The sequence below is a fragment of the Pseudomonas sp. EZ-C24 genome (assembly GCF_014525325.1).
GTDB lineage: Bacteria > Pseudomonadota > Gammaproteobacteria > Pseudomonadales > Pseudomonadaceae > Aquipseudomonas > Aquipseudomonas shirazensis.
Map to the genome: position 1 here is coordinate 316,906 of NZ_JACDIU010000006.1, position 17,984 is coordinate 334,889.

General features: G+C 62.6%; 11 protein-coding genes, 2 tRNA genes and 1 pseudogene. 8 read left to right on the forward strand and 6 right to left on the reverse strand.

Annotated elements, in window-relative coordinates:
- Positions 1 to 63: 63 nt before the first annotated feature.
- Both IDM28_RS03785 and IDM28_RS03790 read left to right on the forward strand, forming a co-directional pair.
- Positions 64 to 756 (forward strand): DUF1266 domain-containing protein, encoded by a 693-nt coding sequence (locus IDM28_RS03785; protein WP_101321708.1) that lies wholly within the window; start codon positions 64 to 66, stop codon positions 754 to 756.
- Positions 753 to 3,401, forward strand: a complete 2,649-nt coding sequence (locus IDM28_RS03790) for a J domain-containing protein (RefSeq protein WP_188035391.1) — start codon at positions 753 to 755, stop codon at positions 3,399 to 3,401. Before IDM28_RS03785 ends, IDM28_RS03790 begins: the two co-directional genes overlap by 4 nt.
- A 48-nt stretch (positions 3,402 to 3,449) precedes the next feature.
- Here IDM28_RS03790 and IDM28_RS03795 read toward each other — a convergent pair whose 3' ends face one another.
- From IDM28_RS03795 to IDM28_RS03805, 3 genes are all read right to left on the reverse strand, one after another.
- Entirely contained in the window at positions 3,450 to 5,156 is a 1,707-nt protein-coding gene (locus tag IDM28_RS03795) for a molecular chaperone HscC (RefSeq protein ID WP_150572535.1), read from the reverse strand.
- A gap of 156 nt (positions 5,157 to 5,312) precedes the next feature.
- A tRNA-Asp gene (locus IDM28_RS03800) sits at positions 5,313 to 5,389 on the reverse strand.
- Between the two features lie 13 nt (positions 5,390 to 5,402).
- Positions 5,403 to 5,478 (reverse strand) — tRNA-Val (locus tag IDM28_RS03805).
- 206 nt (positions 5,479 to 5,684) lie between these two features.
- Between IDM28_RS03805 and rdgC the strand changes: the two genes are divergently transcribed.
- The 3 genes from rdgC (at position 5,685) to sugE (ending at position 8,073) form a co-directional block, all read left to right on the forward strand.
- Positions 5,685 to 6,602, forward strand: coding sequence for a recombination-associated protein RdgC (gene rdgC, locus IDM28_RS03810; RefSeq protein WP_101321711.1), 918 nt, complete (start codon positions 5,685 to 5,687; stop codon positions 6,600 to 6,602).
- A gap of 73 nt (positions 6,603 to 6,675) precedes the next feature.
- A complete protein-coding gene (locus tag IDM28_RS03815; RefSeq protein ID WP_188035392.1) occupies positions 6,676 to 7,641 on the forward strand; it encodes a bile acid:sodium symporter family protein in 966 nt (321 codons plus the stop codon).
- Between the two features lie 114 nt (positions 7,642 to 7,755).
- A complete protein-coding gene (sugE, locus tag IDM28_RS03820; RefSeq protein ID WP_101321713.1) occupies positions 7,756 to 8,073 on the forward strand; it encodes a quaternary ammonium compound efflux SMR transporter SugE in 318 nt (105 codons plus the stop codon).
- Between the two features lie 496 nt (positions 8,074 to 8,569).
- On the opposite strand, the gene IDM28_RS03825 is transcribed toward sugE, so the two are convergent.
- Positions 8,570 to 10,444, reverse strand: coding sequence for an MFS transporter (locus IDM28_RS03825; RefSeq protein WP_188035393.1), 1,875 nt, complete (start codon positions 10,442 to 10,444; stop codon positions 8,570 to 8,572).
- Positions 10,445 to 10,652: 208 nt separating this feature from the next.
- Between IDM28_RS03825 and IDM28_RS03830 the strand changes: the two genes are divergently transcribed.
- The gene (locus tag IDM28_RS03830; RefSeq protein WP_150570926.1) at positions 10,653 to 14,129 is read left to right on the forward strand and encodes a hybrid sensor histidine kinase/response regulator; all 3,477 of its coding nucleotides are present in this window, start codon (positions 10,653 to 10,655) and stop codon (positions 14,127 to 14,129) included.
- On the opposite strand, the gene rmuC is transcribed toward IDM28_RS03830, so the two are convergent.
- Positions 14,101 to 15,459: a DNA recombination protein RmuC gene (gene rmuC / locus IDM28_RS03835; RefSeq protein WP_188035425.1), complete on the reverse strand. Its 1,359-nt coding sequence runs from the start codon at positions 15,457 to 15,459 to the stop codon at positions 14,101 to 14,103. The genes IDM28_RS03830 and rmuC overlap by 29 nt on opposite strands.
- Before the next feature lie 181 nt (positions 15,460 to 15,640).
- A pseudogene (locus IDM28_RS03840) lies at positions 15,641 to 15,970 on the reverse strand (sel1 repeat family protein); the annotation flags it as partial.
- Between the two features lie 956 nt (positions 15,971 to 16,926).
- Between IDM28_RS03840 and IDM28_RS03845 the strand changes: the two are divergent.
- The gene (locus IDM28_RS03845; protein WP_101321718.1) at positions 16,927 to 17,151 is read left to right on the forward strand and encodes a hypothetical protein; all 225 of its coding nucleotides are present in this window, start codon (positions 16,927 to 16,929) and stop codon (positions 17,149 to 17,151) included.
- Between the two features lie 248 nt (positions 17,152 to 17,399).
- Positions 17,400 to 17,882: a hypothetical protein gene (locus tag IDM28_RS03850; protein WP_188035394.1), complete on the forward strand. Its 483-nt coding sequence runs from the start codon at positions 17,400 to 17,402 to the stop codon at positions 17,880 to 17,882.
- Positions 17,883 to 17,984: the final 102 nt, after the last annotated feature.

The window sequence follows — 17,984 nt, forward strand, 5'->3', positions numbered from 1 at the left end:
TACAATCGCCACCCGCAAGGCCGGCCGTCATCCCTGTTCTGCGCCGGCCCAGGAGTCCGTGTCATGGAAGAAACCGCGCAGCATTGGCTGCATGCCTTGTCCGCACCGATGGCTGCCCTCAACGGTGCCAGCTACACCGCACCGGACTATCACGAGGGCGACGACCAGAGCGACCTCGAACGCTGGTGGGGCATCAGCAACCGTGCGCAGTTGCTGGACATGCTCGGCATGGCTGACAACGGCCACGCCACCGAGCTGTCCGAAGCCTACTGGCAGTTCCAGCGCTGCTTGCCCAGCCAATGGCAAGCGCTGCTCGAGCGCCTGCCCGAACGGGACCGGATCAAGTACCAGTACGCCGCCCGCACCTACCCGGACTGCGGCCCCGGCGGCACCCGCGCTTGGGACCTGGGGCGGATGAGCTTTCTGCTGCGCGCCGGGCTGAAAAAGTCCTATATCACTGCCGAAGAAAGCCTCTACCTGCATTACCGCCTGGCCTTGCGTGCCCGCCATTACTACAACAGCTGGGACGGCTACCTGGCCGGCTACCTGTTCGGCAAGGCGCTGTGGAACGTCTCTGACAGCAGCGACCAGGCACTCGCCGCCGAACTCGAACGCCAGGGCAATGAGCACTGGAACCGCTGCATCCTGCTCAACCTGCGCCTGGGTGCCAGCGAGCTGCTGGCCAGCCTCAGCTGGGATCTGCCATTACCTGAACCGGAACGCCCGGCATCGCTGGAAGAGGACTGCTGGTCATGAGTTGCTGGATACGCCTTGGCCTGGAACCGACCCAGGACCTCAATCTGATCCGCCAGGCCTACCGCGGACTGCTGCCGGCACATCATCCGGAAACTGACCCGCAAGGTTTCCAGGCGCTGCGCGAGGCCTACGAACAAGCGCTGCGCCTGGCCCGTGAAAGCGAGGCCGACGCCGCGCCAGTGGTCGAAGCCGAAGCCAGAGCTGACGAGATGTCAGGCGCATTGCGCGGTTTTCACCGGTTGCTGGAAGACCCCACCCTGCGTTTCGATCCCGCCGCCTGGCAGGGCTACATCGCCGAGCTCGACGAACTGCCGTTGGACGAACTGGAACAACTGAGCTGGCAGCTGCTGCATGAACTGCGCAGCTGCGGGCCGATTTCGCACCGCTGCGCCGGCCTGCTGGCACAGCGCCTGGGTTGGGCTGAACAGTTGCTGCGCCTGCAAGACCCGCAGGAGGTCGAAGCATTCCTCCAGCGCCTGAGCGAACCCGATCCGTTCGATACCAGCCTGATGCGCGACTGGCCACCCGCTGCGCAGTTGGAGTCGCTGTGGTACTTCCGCAGCCTGGAATACTGCTTCAATCAGCGCCCGCTGTTCGAGTACGAGCAGTTTGTGCAGGCACACACCTGCCTCGCCTTCCCCAACGACGAGGCTCTGCTGCAACGCCTGCTGGTGCAGTTCTGCCAGGCCGGGATCGGCAGCCAGACCCTGCACGCGCAGGTGCAGCAGCAACTGCAACAGGCGCCCGACGATGTCGACCTGCTGTACCTGCTGGCGCGCCAGGCCGAGGCGCTTGGCGCTGAACAGCAGGTACTGGAATGCTGGCTGCGGCTGTGGCGCGAACATCGCCACCCGCAGGCCGAGCGCTGGCTGCTCAACCTGTGCGCACGGCACCAGCCGCAGCGCTTGCCGCTGCTGATCCAGGCGTTCGACCTGCAGACCCCGTGCGACAGCTGGCCGGCCGACCTCGCCGACCCGGCGCAGGCCTGGGGTAGCCCGTCGCAGAGCCCGCAGACCTTGTCGCGCTGGCTCGAAGCGGCGCGGCTTGAACTGGGCGACATTGCCGCGACATTCATCGATTGGCGCCTGGACGGTGACGACGAATTGCCGCTGCTGGCCTGGTTGCTGCAGGAGCAGCCGGACGCAGACTTGCAGCGCTTGTACTGGCTGGCCTGGGCCCTGCAACGCGGTGAAGCCGAGCTGCTGCGTCTGGTAGTCGCTGAGCCAGCGCGGGAAGACACTCTCGATAACCTGATCCTCGAAGGCTTGCAGGCGCAAGCGGCACAGCAACTGCGCTGGCTCGAACAGTCGCCGGTGGTGCAGGCATTGGTAGATCTCTGCGCAGCCAATGATCCACGCGCACAGTTGCCTGAAGCGCTCAGTGAAGACGCCATCCGCCCGGTCTGCCGCGAGTGGCTGCGGCGTATGCGGGTGTATCCCGAGCACGCCCTGCATGAACTCAACAGCCAGTTCGACATGCGCCGCATGTTCACCCGGCCGTTCGCCCTGCAGACGCAGGAAGCCCTGGCCGCCCATGGCGCGCCACTACCAGCGCCGGCGGCAGGCGAATCACTGTGGGCCTGGCACCGTCAGCAGCTGTTCATGCTGGCGCTGTTCGACCAGCCAAGCCGCTGGCTGGCGTTGATCGACCCGCAACTGCCCGGGCAACTGCACTACCCTGCCGAGCACCCGTTTGCCTCGCTGCACAGCGCGCTGCTGCAGGCCATCGCCGGGCCGCATGGCAGCAGCGATGTGCTGGCCGCGCTGGACTACAACGAACCGCTGCAAGGCCTGCTCGCCAGCCGCGTGCTGAGCCTGCGCACGGCCCTCGACAGCAGCCGCCTGCCCACCGCTGCGCAGTTGCTGACCTGCCTGGAAAACGAACCGGCGGTGCTCGACGATTACCCACTGGGCAAAATGCTGTTCTGCGCCGTGCTCTATCACGATCGCAGCCTCGACGAAGCCCAGCGCACCCGCCTGCGCGATCGCCTCGAGGCGCTGTACATCGAGGACTACTGGTACGAGCCGTTACGCCGTAGCCTGGTGGCCGGCAAGTGCACACATCCAAGCGGGCAGCTACTGCGTAAACAAGGGATGGCCAGCGCCCCGTTCAACGACGCTCTGGATGCCCTCGACAGCCTGCTCAATGACTGCGCACCGCCGAAAACGCGGTTGTTGCGTAGATTGCAGAAAGCCAAGGACAACGTCGACCTCGACCCCGGCCTGCGCTGCGCGATCATGGTGTTGCTGGGCTGGACCGAGCGCATGCTGCGCAACAACAGCAAGCAGGTGGCGGAGCCAATGTGGGCGGTGTGGAAGCTCAACAGCCGCCTCGACCGCAAGGGCTTCGGCCTGCATCTGTTAGCGGTGATCGCCTGCGGCAGCCTGATGACCTTGCTGCCGGCGATGGCAGCGCCGATGGTGCTGCTGATGGTCAGCGCCATGCTGCGGCGCCTGCGCGACCTTGGCCAGGGCGTGCCGGTGCTGATCCTGCTTGTGGTGCTCAGCCGGGTGCTGCCGGTGGTGCCGCTGATACTGGTGAGCCTACCGGGAGACAAACTGCCCAACCGCTATGGGCCAGTGCCGGGCAAGGCGGCCGATCTGGAGGGTGGTTTGCAGGCGGCCTTGCGCCGGATGAACGGCTAGCCATCACCCTGAGCAAGGCAACGGGCCGCAGTGCGGCCCGAGCCAAGGTCAGTAACGCAGCTCGTCCAGCGCCTGGCTCAATTGCTGGCGCTGGCGGCTGATCTCGCCGGCCTGCTGCCCGGCCAACACTCCGTTGAACGTATCCAGCCAGCTGCCGATCAGCTCGCGCTCATCGCCCAGGCTCTGCATCCAGGCCCGCTCCAGCCGCGCCAGCAAGGTGCGGTTGGGCAAGGCATCGCGTGGGTGAATCTTCAGCCGCGACAAGCGCTCATGGCTGGCCTGGCGCGCGTCCTGATCCAGCCCGGTCGGGCTGCGGTCAATGCTGTGGCTGTGTTTGAGGCCGGTTTCGATGAATGTCACATCGACTTCAAGCAAGCCGTTGATGTCGTAGCTGAAACGCACGTCCAGTGACTGAATCTGCCCGGTCGACTGCAGCGGGACCTCGAAACTGTCGACCAGAATATTGTCGCGCACCCAGGGACGCTCGCCTTGGTATACCGCGATACGCACGGTTTTTTGCTCCGGGTGGGTGCTGTAGAAGCGCTCGACCCGTGAGGTGGGGATCACCGTATTACGTTCGATGATCGGCGAAAACGCGCCGGCGCTCTGCTCGCCACGCTGCGAGGCAATGCCCAGGGTATACGGGCACACGTCAGTCAGGATCAATTCGTCTATGGCCGCATCGCGTGCCTTGCAAGCCGCCTGGCTGGCGGCGCCAAGGGCGACGATGGTGTCTGGGTCCAGGTGCCGGTACGGCAGCCGGCCAAACAGCTTGGCCACCAACTGCTGCACCTGCGGCATGCGCGTGGCGCCGCCGACCAGCACCAGGCTATCGAGCTCCTTGGGGCTCAAGCGCGCATCGCGCAGGGCCTGTTCGATCGGTGCGCGCACCCGAGCCAGCAACGGCGCCCAGATGCCCTGCAGCTTGAGCTCGTCGAGCTGCCACTCACGCGCCTGGCCGTCGCCTTGCCAGGTCAAGGTCGATTGACCCTCACCCAGCGCATGTTTGAACTGGTCGATGGCGTCGTGCAGGCTGGCCAGCGCCTGTGGCTCGAGCTGCTCGAGTTTGAGCCCCCAGTCGCGCAGGCACGCCAGCAACAATGCATCGGTAAAGTCTTCACCGCCCAGATAGTTGTCACCGGTGGAGGCATGCACTTCGATCAGCGGCAGCGCGTATTCCAGCACGGTCACATCGAAGGTGCCGCCGCCCAGGTCGAACACCAGTGTGCGCTCGAACTTTTGTTCGTGCAGGCCGTAGGCCATGGCTGCTGCGGTTGGTTCGTTGATCAGCCGCTGCACTTTGAGCCCGGCCAACTCTGCGGCAAACACCGTGCGCTTGCGCTGCTCGTCACTAAAATAGGCTGGAACCGAGATAACCGCTTCGCTGACCGGGCAGCCCAGATACGCTTCGGCATCCTGCTTCAAGGCTCCCAGCACCAGCGCCGACAGTTCTTCAGGGGTGAAGCGATGCTCGCCCAGCTCGAAGCGCTTGTCGCTGCCCATAAACCGTTTGAACGCAGCTGCGCTGCGCAGCGGATGGGTGGTCAGGCGGGCTTTGGCGGCTTTGCCGACCAGAATACTGCCATCGTCATCGACGCTAACCACCGATGGCGTCAGTACGTCGCCGAGGGCATTGGCGATCAGTTGGGCTTGGCCATCCTGCCATACGGCGATCAGGCTGTTGGTGGTGCCCAGGTCGATACCGAGCAAGGGCGCCGCAGCGGCGGGCGTTGGAGAGGTACTGGCATCCTGCATGGTCGGTCTCTTGCGTGCAATGAAGAGCCGGAGCACAGCCTGCTGGCCGCGACCGGCGGACAAGGCATTCTGACGCAATGCCAGAAACAAAAAAAGCGACCCTAAGGTCGCTTTCTCTGTCGCTTCAAGGTGTTCAGTGGGCCTTGAAGCTCAATATGGCGCAGCGGACGGGACTCGAACCCGCGACCCCCGGCGTGACAGGCCGGTATTCTAACCGACTGAACTACCGCTGCGCTATACATCGAGTGGTGGGTGATGACGGGATCGAACCGCCGACCCTCTGCTTGTAAGGCAGATGCTCTCCCGGCTGAGCTAATCACCCTTCGTCTCGGTGTGGCGCGCATTCTACGGAGGACATACCACCCTGGCAAGCACTTTTTTAAAATAATTTTGCAGGCCTTTCAAGGACCTAGCGCTATCAGGCTTTTATTGACCATTAACCGCCTGATGGCCCTCTGACAGGGTTGGCCGCATGGCCCCAGTCGGAGAATAATGCCCGCCTTATGCATTAAGGAGAGATCTACCCCCATGTGGTTCAAGAACCTGCTGACCTACCGCCTGACCCAGGAAGTCCCATTCGAGCCTGAGGCACTGGAAACTGCCCTGGCCAGCAAGCCGGCCCGTCCGTGCGCCAGCCAGGAGCTGACCACCTATGGTTTCGTCGCGCCGTTCGGCAAGGGTGAAGACGCCCCGCTGGTGCACGTCAGCGGCGAGTACCTGCTGATTGCCGCGCGCAAGGAAGAGCGCATCCTGCCCAGCAGCGTGGTCAACGACGCGGTCAAAGAAAAGATCGAAGAGATCGAGACCGAGCAGATGCGCAAGGTCTATAAAAAGGAGCGCGACCAGATCAAGGACGAGATCATCCAGGCCTTCCTGCCACGCGCCTTCATTCGTCGCTCGATGATCTTTGCCGCCATCGCCCCGCGTCAGGGCCTGATCCTGGTCAACTCGGCCAGCGCCAAGCGCGCCGAAGACCTGCTGTCGACCCTGCGTGAAGTGATGGGCTCGCTGCCAGTACGCCCGGTCACCGTGAAGGCCGCGCCTAGCGCGACCATGACCGAGTGGGTCACTTCGCAGGCGGCTGAGGACTTCCATGTCCTGGACGAGTGCGAGCTGCGTGACACCCACGAAGACGGCGGCATCGTCCGCTGCAAGCGCCAGGACCTGAAAAGCGACGAGATCCAGCTGCACCTGGGCAATGGCAAGGTCGTCACCCAGCTGGCCTTGGCCTGGCAGGACAAGCTGTCGTTCGTACTCGACGACAAGACCGTGATCAAGCGCCTGAAATTCGAAGAACTGCTGCAAGAACAGGCCGAGCAGGACGGCGGTGAAGAAGCCCAACAGCAGTTCGATGCGAGCTTCCTGCTGATGATGATGACCTTCAAGGAGTTCCTGCCGGCGCTGTTCGAAGCGCTGGGTGGTGAAGACATTCCGCAGGGCGTCTGATTGCGGCGTGGGGTTGCCCGCGCAGCCCCACCTGCATCGATTGGCTACTTAATAGAAGAACAAGGATTGCCCCATGCGTGCCCTCGCCGCCCTCAGCCGCTTCGTCGGCAACACCTTCGCCCTCTGGGTATTACTGTTTGCCTGCCTGGCGTTCCTGCAGCCGCAATGGTTCATCGGCCTGAAGGTAGCCATCGTGCCGCTGCTCGGGCTGGTGATGTTCGGCATGGGCCTGACCCTCAAGCTCGACGACTTCGCCGCCCTCGCCCGCCAGCCCTGGCGGGTTGCGCTGGGGGTGGTCGCGCACTTTGTGATCATGCCGGGCATGGCCTGGCTGCTGTGTCAGCTGTTCCAGCTTCCGGCAGAGATTGCCGTCGGTGTCATTCTGGTCGGTTGCTGCCCGAGTGGCACGGCCTCGAACGTGATGGTCTGGCTGTCCAAGGGTGACCTGGCGCTGGCGGTGGCGATCGCGGCGGTGACTACCCTGCTGGCGCCGTTGCTGACACCTGCGCTGATCTGGTTCCTGGCCTCGGCCTGGTTGCCGGTTTCGTTCATTGACATGTTCTGGTCGATCCTGCAGTTGGTGATGCTGCCGATCATTCTCGGCGTCCTCGCCCAGCGCTTGCTGGGCGCACGGGTGCAGACTGCGGTGCAGGTGCTGCCGCTGGTATCGGTGGTGAGCATCGTAATGATCGTCTGCGCGGTAGTTGCGGCCAGCCAGGCGAAGATCGCCGAGTCGGGGTTGCTGATCATGGCGGTGGTGATACTGCATAACAGCTTTGGCTATTTGCTTGGCTACCTCACCGGCAAGCTGTGCAAGTTGCCGCTGGCTCAGCGCAAGTCGCTGGCGCTGGAAGTGGGCATGCAGAACTCGGGGCTGGGCGCGGCGTTGGCGGCGGCGCATTTTTCGCCGTTGGCGGCGGTGCCGAGCGCGTTGTTCAGTGTGTGGCACAACATTTCTGGTGCGTTGCTTTCGACCTGGTTCCGGCGCATGCGGGAGCCGGGGCATACCCGGGTTGAAACCAGGCCCGAGGCTCATTGACTTGCCTTGGTAAACGCACTTGTGCAATATAGTGCACACGTGAGGACGACCTCACCACGCACTGCGTGACCAGCCTGGGGACGGCCCCATCCTTAATAAGATGGAGACTCACAGATGTCCTGGATCATTCTGTTTTTCGCCGGCCTGTTCGAAGTGGGCTGGGCGGTGGGTTTGAAATATACCGACGGGTTTACCCGGCCGTTGCCTACTGTGCTTACGGTGGGGGCGATGGTGATCAGCCTTGGCTTGCTGGGGTTGGCCATGAAGGAGTTGCCGCTGGGGACTGCTTACGCCATCTGGACCGGGGTGGGGGCGGTCGGTACGGTGATTGCCGGGATTATCCTGTTTGGGGAGTCGATGGCTTTGATTCGGCTGCTTAGTGTGGCTTTGATCATTACTGGGTTGGTGGGGTTGAAGGTTAGTGCTAGCTGATGGAGTGACTGGCGGTTTTGCGCACTATCCATTTGATTTGGCGGCTGTTCGGGCCCCTTTCGCCCTTACGGCGAGTCCCTTTTGGTCGTACTGCGTCCGCGGCAAAACGAACCAAAAGCCGTCGCTCCCACATACGGCCCCTGCGCTGCGGGGTTCCCTCTCTCCAGTATTGCTCCCGGGAGGACCGCGCTGAACGGGCCCTCCTGGCCCGCAGCGCTTGCCGGGGTCGCTTCGCGACACAAGGCCGCTCCTACAGGCAACGCGTAATTGCATCATGCGCGGTCAAAATGTAGGAGCGGCCTTGTGTCGCGAAAGGGCCGCAGAGCGGCCCCAGCTCTCGATCTGCGCCAGCGCAGCGCAGGGGCCGGATGTGGAGCCAAACGTTTTTTGTGGTTACTTTTCTGGCGCGTTTGCCAAACAAGTCACTCGCCGTAAGGGCAAAAGGAGCCCTAACAGCCACCACAAAAAACGGATAAGCCCCCAGTCCAGAAAACCCTCAACGCCGCCCCCCACGCAACCCCAAAACCCGCTCCCGCAATACCTCAGGCCCCGCCAAATCCCCAACAACAGCCTCCCCAGCCACAATGGTCACCCGCGACCACAGCCGCTTGAACAGGCCCTTGGCCGGATCGCGGCTGAAGAAACTTCCCCACAACCCTTGCAAGGCCAGCGGAATCACCGGTACCGGGGTTTCCTGCAGAATCCGCGTGACGCCACTCTTGAACTCATCGATCTCACCATCGGCCGTCAGTTTGCCCTCAGGGAAGATACACACCACCTCACCCGCCGTCAGGGCCGCAGCGATGCGCGCGAAGGCCCGCTCATAGGTGGCTTCATCCTCACTTCGCCCAGCAATCGGGATCGCCCCAGCGGTGCGGAAGATGAAGTTGAGCACTGGCAAGTTATAGATCTTGTAGTACATGACAAACCGAATCGGCCGGCGAATCGCCCCAGCGATCAACAGCGCATCGACGAACGACACATGGTTGCACACCAGCAGCGCCGCCCCCTCATCAGGAATACGCTGCAGGTCCCGATGCTCGACCCGATACATCGAGTGACTCAGCAGCCAGATCAAGAAGCGCATGGTGAATTCAGGCACGATGCTGAAGATATAAGCGTTAACGGCAATATTAAGCAGCGACACCACCAGAAACAGCTGTGGAATGGTCAGCTCGACCACGCTCAACAGCACAATGGTGACCAACGCCGACACCACCATGAACAACGCATTGAGAATGTTGTTGGCAGCAATCACCCGCGCCCGCTCACCCTCGGCAGTCCGCGCCTGGATCAGCGCATAAAGCGGGACGATATAGAACCCGCCAAACACCCCAAGGCCAACGATCGACAGCATGATCCACCAAGCCTGGTGCATGCCCAACAACGCCAGCCAGTCGTGCGCCACGTCGGTGCTCGGCACATCGCCCGAATGCCACCACCAGAGCAGGCCGAACAAGGTCAGGCCGAACGAGCCGAACGGCACCAGGCCGATTTCCACCTTGCGCCCACTGAGCCGCTCGCACAGTAGCGAACCCACCGCGATGCCTACCGAGAACAACGTCAGTACCAGCGTCACCACCGTCTCGTCGCCGTGCAGCCAGTCCTTGGCGTAGGCCGGGATCTGGGTCAGGTAGATAGCGCCGACAAACCAGAACCACGAGTTGCCGACAATCGAGCGCGACACCGCCGGCGTCTGCCCAAGCCCCAGGCGCAAGGTTACCCAGGACTGCTTGAAGATGTTCCAGTCGAGATTCATCTGCGGCGCCACCGCAGCAGCGCGCGGGATCCAGCGGCTGGCCAGATAGCCGAGCACGGCGGTGCCGACGATGCCGCCGGCGACCACCGTTGCATAGCTGCTGGACGACATCATCACGCCAGCGCCAATGGTGCCCGCCAGAATAGCCAGGAACGTGCCCATCTCGACCAGGCCATTACCACCGACCAACTCGTCCTCGCGCAGCGCCTGCGGCAGGATCGAATACTTGACCGGCCCAAACAGCGCCGAGTGGGTGCCCATGGCGAACAGCGCCAGCAGCATCAGCACCAGGTGATTGCTGACAAAACCCACCGCGCCGATCGCCATGATGACGATCTCGGCCAGCTTGATCGCCCGTATCAGCGCATCCTTGGCGAACTTCTCGCCAAACTGCCCGGCCAGTGCCGAGAACAGGAAGAACGGCAGAATGAACAGCAGCGCGCACAGGTTGACCCAGATCGAGCGGTCGCCCTCAAGGCTGAGCTTGTACAGGATCGCCAGGATCAACGACTGCTTGAACAGGTTGTCATTGAACGCGCCCAGTGACTGGGTGATGAAAAACGGCAAGAAGCGCCGCTTGCCGAGCAAGGTAAATTGCGAGGGGTGACTCATCAATCGATTCCCTGAGTGATGCCGGTGGCTGTTTGTTGATTAGAATGCACCTGAGCGTCATTGCGCCACATCCAGATGCAGGTCGCCTGCACTCAGGGCGCACTGCGACGACACGCCACTGCGACCATGGTCGACGCTGACGACGCGCAAGGCACATGCCAGACTTGTTCACCGGGCCCACGCTCTACCCTATTGCTGCGGAGTTTTCATGTCGTTGTCCAGCGGGCTGATCGCCGTGGTCGCCCTGGTCTATATGGCCATCATGTTCGCCATCGCCTTTTACGGCGACCGCCGCAGCACGCCTCTGCCGCCGCGCCTGCGCGCCTGGGTATATAGCCTGTCGCTGGCCGTGTACTGCACCAGCTGGACATTCTTTGGCGCGGTCGGCCAGGCCGCCGAACAGCTCTGGGCGTTCTTGCCGATCTACCTGGGGCCGGTGCTGCTGTTGGTGTTCGCGCCGCAGGTCGTGCAGAAGATGGTGCTGATCAGCAAGCAGCAGAACATCACCTCGATTGCCGACTTCATCGCCGCACGCTATGGCAAGTCGCAGAGCCTGGCGGTGGTGGTGGCGCTGATCTGCCTGGTCGGCGTACTGCCCTACATTGCCTTGCAGCTGAAGGGCATCGTGCTCGGCGTCAACCTGTTGATCGGCGCCAATGCCGATGCCACCGGCACCCGTGTGCAAGACACCGCACTGGTGGTGTCATTGGTGCTGGCGCTGTTCTCGATCGTGTTCGGCACGCGCAGCCTGGACGTCACCGAGCACCACCGCGGCATGGTCCTGGCGATTGCCTTCGAGGCGCTGGTCAAGCTGCTGGCGTTTCTTGCCGTGGGCGTGTTCGTGGTATTCAACCTGTATGACGGCTTCGACGACCTGTTCACCCAGGCGCGCCAGTCGGTGCAGTTGGAGAGTTACTGGCAGGAGACCATCAACTGGCCGTCGATGGTGGTCCAGACCGGGGTGGCAATGATGGCGATCATCTGTCTGCCGCGGCAATTCCACGTCACCGTGGTCGAGAACATCGAAGCGCAGGACCTGCGCACGGCGCGCTGGGTGTTCCCGATGTACCTGGTACTGGCAGCGCTGTTCGTGGTGCCGATTGCCCTGGCTGGGCAGATGCTGCTGCCGGGCACGGTGATCTCCGACTCGTTCGTGATCAGCCTGCCACTGGCCGAAGCGCATCCAAGCCTGGCCTTGCTGGCCTTTATCGGCGGCGCCTCGGCGGCTACCGGCATGGTCATCGTCGAGGCGGTGGCGCTGTCGACCATGGTCTCCAACGACATGCTGCTGCCGTGGCTGCTGCGGCGCAAAAACGCTGAACGCCCGTTCGAAGCGTTCCGCCACTGGATGCTCTCGGTGCGCCGGGTGACCATCGTGGTAATCCTGTTGCTGGCGTATGTCAGTTACCGCCTGCTCGGCTCCACCGCGAGCCTGGCGACCATTGGCCAGATCGCCTTCGCTGCGGTCACCCAGCTGACCCCGGCGATGCTCGGCGCGCTGTACTGGAAGCAGGCCAACCGCCGTGGCGTATTCGCCGGACTGGCGGCGGGGATCTTCCTCTGGTTCTACACCCTGGTGCTGCCGATTACCGCGCACAGCCTGGGCTGGTCGCTGCAACTGTTCCCAGGCCTGACCTGGCTCGACAGCAACCCACTGAACCTGCCGATCACGCCACTGACCCAAGGTGTGGTGCTGTCGCTGGCGGGCAACTTCATCCTGTTTGCCTGGGTCTCGATCCTGTCGCGCACGCGCGTGTCCGAGCACTGGCAGGCGGGCCGGTTCATCGGCCAGCAAACCAGTGAGCGGCCCAACAGCCGTTCGCTGCTGGCGGTGCAGATCGACGACCTGCTCAACCTCGCCGCCCGCTTTGTCGGCGAAGAACGCGCCCGGCAGAGCTTCATTCGCTTCGCCTACCGCCAGGGCAAGGGCTTCAACCCCAACCAGAACGCCGATGGCGACTGGATCGAACACACCGAACGGCTACTCGCCGGCGTACTCGGCACCTCCTCGACCCGCGCCGTGGTCAAGGCTGCCATCGAAGGCCGCGACATGCAGCTGGAAGACGTGGTGCGCATCGCCGACGAGGCCAGCGAGGTGCTGCAGTTCAACCGTGCGTTGCTTCAGGGTGCCATCGAGAACATCAACCAGGGCATCAGCGTGGTTGACCAGAACCTGCACCTGGTGGCCTGGAACCGGCGTTATCTGGAGCTGTTCAACTACCCTGAGGGGCTGATCAGCGTGGGTCGGCCGATCGCCGATATCATCCGCTACAACGCCGACCGCGGCCTGTGCGGCCCGGGCGAGGCGCAGGTGCATGTGGCGCGCCGGCTGCACTGGATGCGCCAGGGCCGGGCGCACACCTCCGAGCGGCTGTTCCCCAATGGTCGGGTGATCGAGCTGATCGGCAACCCGATGCCGGGTGGTGGTTTTGTCATGAGCTTTACCGACATCACCCCGTTCCGCGAGGCCGAGCAGGCCCTCAAAGAGGCCAACGAAGGCCTCGAACAACGGGTCGCCGAACGCACCCATGAGTTGTCCCAGCTCAACCAGGCGCTGACCGAGGCGAAGAGCCGGGCCGAGGCCGTAAGCCAGTCGAAAACCCGATTCCTCGCCGCGGTCAGTCATGACTTGATGCAGCCGCTCAACGCTGCACGCTTGTTCTCGGCAGCGCTGTCGCAGCAAGCCGAGGGCATGAGCAGCGAGTCCCAGCAACTGGTGCAGCACATGGATAGCTCACTGCGTTCGGCTGAAGAGCTGATCAGCGACCTGCTGGACATCTCGCGCCTGGAAAACGGCAAGATCACTCCCGACGTGAAAGCCTTTGCCCTTAGCGATCTGTTCGACGCGCTGGGCGCCGAGTTCAAAGTGCTGGCGGCAGAAAAGGGCCTGGAGTTCCGTGTCCGTGGCAGCCGCCTGCGGGTGAACAGCGACATCAAGCTGCTGCGCCGGGTGCTGCAGAACTTCCTGACCAATGCCCTGCGTTACGGCAAAAGCCCGATCCTGTTTGGCGTGCGCCGCCAGGGCGGCCGGCTATGGCTGGAAGTGTGGGACCGCGGCCCGGGCATCACCGACGACAAACTGCAGGTGATCTTCCAGGAGTTCAAGCGCCTGGACAGCCACCAGACCCGCGCCGAAAAAGGTCTGGGCCTGGGCCTGGCGATCGCCGATGGCCTGTGCCGGGTACTCGGCCATGCCCTGGAAGTGCGCTCGTGGCCGGGCAAGGGCAGCGTGTTCCGCGTCAGTGTGCCGATTGCCAGCGGCAGCGTCGCGCCGGCTGCAGCCGTTGAACAGCAGCCGGGGCAACCGCTGGCGGGCCTGCAGGTGCTGTGTGTCGACAACGAAGACAGCATCCTGCTCGGCATGAACAGCCTGCTCAGCCGCTGGGGCTGTCAGGTCTGGACTGCGCGCAATCGTCAGGAATGCGAAGCGCTGCTGGCCAATGGCATGCGCCCGCACCTTGCGCTGGTCGACTTTCACCTGGATGAAGGCGACACCGGCACCGAGCTGATGGCCTGGCTACGCACGCGCCTCGGTGAGCCGGTGCCGGGTGTGGTGATCAGCGCCGATGGCCGCAGCGAAACCATTGCCATGGTCCACGCCGCCGGCCTCGATTACCTGGCCAAGCCGGTCAAGCCAGCCGCCTTGCGCGCTCTGCTCAACCGCCATCTGAGCCTGGTTCAGTAAGCGCTTCGTCACTCAAGGCGCGCTCCAGCAAGTCCGCCGGCAGGCTCTTGCTGGCCCGCGCGCCGAGCAACTTGAGCTGCTCACTGCGGCTGATCAGGTTGCCACGCCCTTCACAGAGCTTGTTGCGCGCAGCGGAGTAAGCCTTGTCGACCTGCTGCAAGCGACTGCCGAGCTCGTCCAGATCCTGGATGAACAGGACGAACTTGTCGTACAGCCAGCCGGCCCGCTCGGCGATTTCCCGCGCGTTCTGGCCCTGGCGCTCCTGCTTCCAGAGGCTGTCGATCACGCGCAGGGTGGCCAGCAAGGTGGTAGGGCTGACAATCACGATCTGCCGATCGAAGGCCTCCTGGAACAGGTTCGGCTCGGCCTGCAATGCCGCGGAGAAAGCCGCTTCGATTGGCACGAACAGCAGCACGAAATCGAGGCTATGCAGCCCCTCGAGGCGGCTGTAGTCCTTGCCGGACAAGCCTTTGACGTGGCTGCGCAGCGATTGCACATGCTGCTTGAGCGCCGCTTCGTCATTGCCGCTGACCCACTGCTGATAGGCCGTCAGGCTGACTTTGGCGTCGACCACCACCTGCTTGTCGCCGGGCAGCATGATCAGCACGTCTGGCTGAAAGCGCTCACCGTCGGCGCTTTTCAGGCTGACCTGGGTTTGGTACTCGCGGCCCTTCTCCAGCCCTGCGTGTTCGAGGACCCGCTCAAGAATCAGCTCGCCCCAGTTGCCTTGGGTCTTTTGCCCTTTGAGCGCCTGGGTGAGGTTGGTGGCTTCATCCGAAAGGCGCAGGTTGAGCTGCTGCAGACGCTCCAGCTCCTTGCTCAGCGAGAAGCGCTCACGGGCCTCCTGCTGGTAGGTTTCGTCGACGCGCTTCTCGAAGGCATGGATACGTTCCTTGAGCGGATCAAGTAACTGTCCGAGTTGCTGCTGGCTGGTCTGGGTGAAGCGCTGCTCGCGCTCGTCGAAGATCTTTGTAGCCATTTCGGCGAACTGCGCGCGCAGCGTGTCGCGGGCCTCTTGCAGGTCTTCCAGGCGCTGCTGATGGCTCTCCTGCTGCTCGCGCAGCTCGGCTTGCAAGCCGGCGGCATGGGCTTCCAGACAGCGCAGCTCGGACTCGCGGTTGCTGCGTTCGAGTTGCCAGGCATGGGCGGCGTCGCGGGCATTGTCACGCTCGACCTGCAGCAGTTCGACTTCGCGGCCCTGGGCGGCCAGGCTGGCCTGCTTGGCGCTATTGGCCTCGGCCAGGTCGCTGATTTCGTCACGGCTGGCGTCAAGCTGGGCCTGCAGCCCTTGCTGGGCGAGCAATGCCGTGCTCAGGCGCTCTTCGAGCAAGGCCCATTGGCGCTGCTGGGCAGCATGGCGCTGCTGTAGGTGCCAGACCCAGCCTAGGCAAGGAATTGCCGCTGCTACAAGGCCCAGCACGATGCTGAGCAGATCGACCGCCATAGCTACCTCAATTGCGTCTATCCAGAGGCAGGCAGCTTAACAGGCCGGCGCAGCGGCTTCAGGAAGGATTGTGCTCGCTGGCCGGATTCAACCGGGCGTACTCGGCCTGAGCCTGCGGATCGCCGGCACGTGCGGCCTGGCGCAGCAGCTCGTGGCCGATACGCCGGTCGCGGGCATTGCCGCAATCGCGACAGAGCATCTGCCCCAGACGGCTCTGGGCGACCACCACCCCTTGCCGCGCAGGCTGCTTGAGCAGGCGTCCAGCCAGGTGTTTCACGCTGTGCTTCTCGCCCAGGCGCGGACTATCGAGCAGCCACAAGGCGACCTTCAAGGAAAAACGCTTGGGTGCAGGCGCAGATACAGACGATGGAGCGAGGTTTTTACCGCGAAAATTCATAACCGACAGCGATGGCAATTCGTGAGGCGCGCCACTCTACCGGATTTTTCAACGAAAGGGCTGCGCCTCTGTTGATGAAATTTTCACAAAATCTGCCGTTCCTTTATTGACCTTTTCAAACGGGCCACACCGCCCCGACTATTTCGACAGGATTGTCCGACAGCAATCGAAAGTGCTGGCACGCCCGTGCTAGAGCGAACGCGCGGGACAATCCACAGAACCTGTGGATAACTCGGTGGACAACCACTTCATGATGTCTTCAAACCCTTGTGAAATGGGGGCTGCAGTCAAGTTGACGATTTTTTCACCAGCTCAAATAAGTGTTTTTTTTCATTGACTTAAGGACGCGGCCCAGGCATTGCCCGAGCTATCCGAACGAATGGCGCAGCCTGACAATGGCTGCGCTGAATGTGTACAAGTGCACCGCAATGCTGCAACCAAATGAACCAAAGTGGCCCATCCCGACTAATGAAGGCTACACAATTGCCCCTTCACAGGTGTGTGCATAAGCGCCATAATGTTCGGCTTCGCGGGTCATTCTCTAAATAAATTTGCCAGCCTTGGATTAATCCTGTAGGGTGGCCCTCGTTAGTACCCAGCTGAAAGTCAATTCTGGCCAGTAAGGTCCCTGCAGTGCCCGGCTCCCCCCAAGAGCACGAACTGCTGAAACAGGACCGGCCCTTTCGATGATTCACTCGGCAGCCAAAGCTGCTCAAGCGCGAATCACCCTTGCAGATTGATCGGGATCTTCACCCAGAGGCCATGAACCTTTGCCTCGGTGTGCCTGCCCGCCTTTTGACGTACCTACCAGTCAGCCAAGCGCCTACCTAATTTGATGCGCCACCTCTGGCTGCCCTGTTCCAGTCAGGTTCAGCGCCACTTTAATAAAGGCGTCACTGGAACGTTTATAAGATGCACGGATCGAATCCCGTGTCCAAAGCAGGAACCTCCACATAATGACAAATCATCATCAGTTTCACAGTGCCGTTGGCACGCTTTCCCAGGCCTTCGCTCCATTGAAGTGCCTCATCGTTGCCCCGCGTAAGGGCAGCTTCAGCTTCACCCTGGTTGACGAGCATGGCATTGCTTGCCACAGCGAACGTCTGTATCCAGAGCAGTACAACCGCGCCGGCCCACTGCAAGCAGTGATCGACCGCACGCGTCAGTCGCTGGTCGCGTAAGGGCTGAATATCAGCCCATTCGCGCGCTGAATTTGCCATCGAAACTACTGCCGGTTGGCTCTTGGCTTAATTGCTGCAAAGCATATGGCCCCCAACCTCTGGCAGTAATCGATTTAAAAACAGGCCTTTACACCGTGATTATCACACTACACTTCAACTCGAGCGGTGCGATCCGCTTCCGACGGGCCTGACCCTTCCCCAGCTGCCAAGCTCCAGCGCCCGTCGGCCCTTAATTGAATGAGGGCATCATGGGTATCGCTGCCAGTGAATTGTGTCGTTATGTAATCAAACCCACCCTGGTTTACCTCGGCCGGCATTGCGCCAGCGCCGAAGCTTTGCTGCTGGGCGTTGCAGCCAGCCAGTCGGCTTTGGGCTCTGCCCTGCACGACCGCCGCGGGCACGGCCTCTACCGAATCGGCGAAAGCCGCCACCAGGCGCTCTGGGACGATTTTCTTGCCCACGACCCGGAACTAGCCAGCCTGATCCGCGGCCTGGCCAGCCAGCATGCCTTCCTGCGCGGGCCGCACCTGGAGCTGGCCGTCAACCTGCGCTACTCCACCGCCATCGCCTGGATGCTGATCGAACAGCGTGCGTTGCCCTTACCGGCGGCAGACGACCTGCTCGGGCACGCGCGAATATGGCGGCAGATTTTCCATCCGCAGGGGCGTCTACGTGACTTCACCCATGCTTGGCATACCTGCATCGAGCCAGTGATGGCGCCGGAGTCGTAGGACTGCTCCTACAGAAATCGAGAAAAAGTACGATTTTGGTCGGATTGTCCTACAAAACCGCTCTATCTCCTGCGTTTGAGCCTATAGCGCGACGCGCGATTT

Excerpts from the sequence above, each read along its gene's own strand:
- IDM28_RS03815 (WP_188035392.1), top strand. The coding sequence starts at position 6,676 with ATGCGTGCCCTCGCCGCCCTCAGCCGCTTCGTCGGCAACACCTTCGCC.
- sugE (WP_101321713.1), top strand. The coding sequence starts at position 7,756 with ATGTCCTGGATCATTCTGTTTTTCGCCGGCCTGTTCGAAGTGGGCTGG.
- IDM28_RS03845 (WP_101321718.1), top strand. The coding sequence starts at position 16,927 with ATGACAAATCATCATCAGTTTCACAGTGCCGTTGGCACGCTTTCCCAG.
- rdgC (WP_101321711.1), top strand. The coding sequence starts at position 5,685 with ATGTGGTTCAAGAACCTGCTGACCTACCGCCTGACCCAGGAAGTCCCA.
- IDM28_RS03790 (WP_188035391.1), top strand. The coding sequence starts at position 753 with ATGAGTTGCTGGATACGCCTTGGCCTGGAACCGACCCAGGACCTCAAT.
- IDM28_RS03830 (WP_150570926.1), top strand. The coding sequence starts at position 10,653 with ATGTCGTTGTCCAGCGGGCTGATCGCCGTGGTCGCCCTGGTCTATATG.
- IDM28_RS03785 (WP_101321708.1), top strand. The coding sequence starts at position 64 with ATGGAAGAAACCGCGCAGCATTGGCTGCATGCCTTGTCCGCACCGATG.
- IDM28_RS03825 (WP_188035393.1), bottom strand. The coding sequence starts at position 10,444 with ATGAGTCACCCCTCGCAATTTACCTTGCTCGGCAAGCGGCGCTTCTTG.
- IDM28_RS03850 (WP_188035394.1), top strand. The coding sequence starts at position 17,400 with ATGGGTATCGCTGCCAGTGAATTGTGTCGTTATGTAATCAAACCCACC.
- IDM28_RS03795 (WP_150572535.1), bottom strand. The coding sequence starts at position 5,156 with ATGCAGGATGCCAGTACCTCTCCAACGCCCGCCGCTGCGGCGCCCTTG.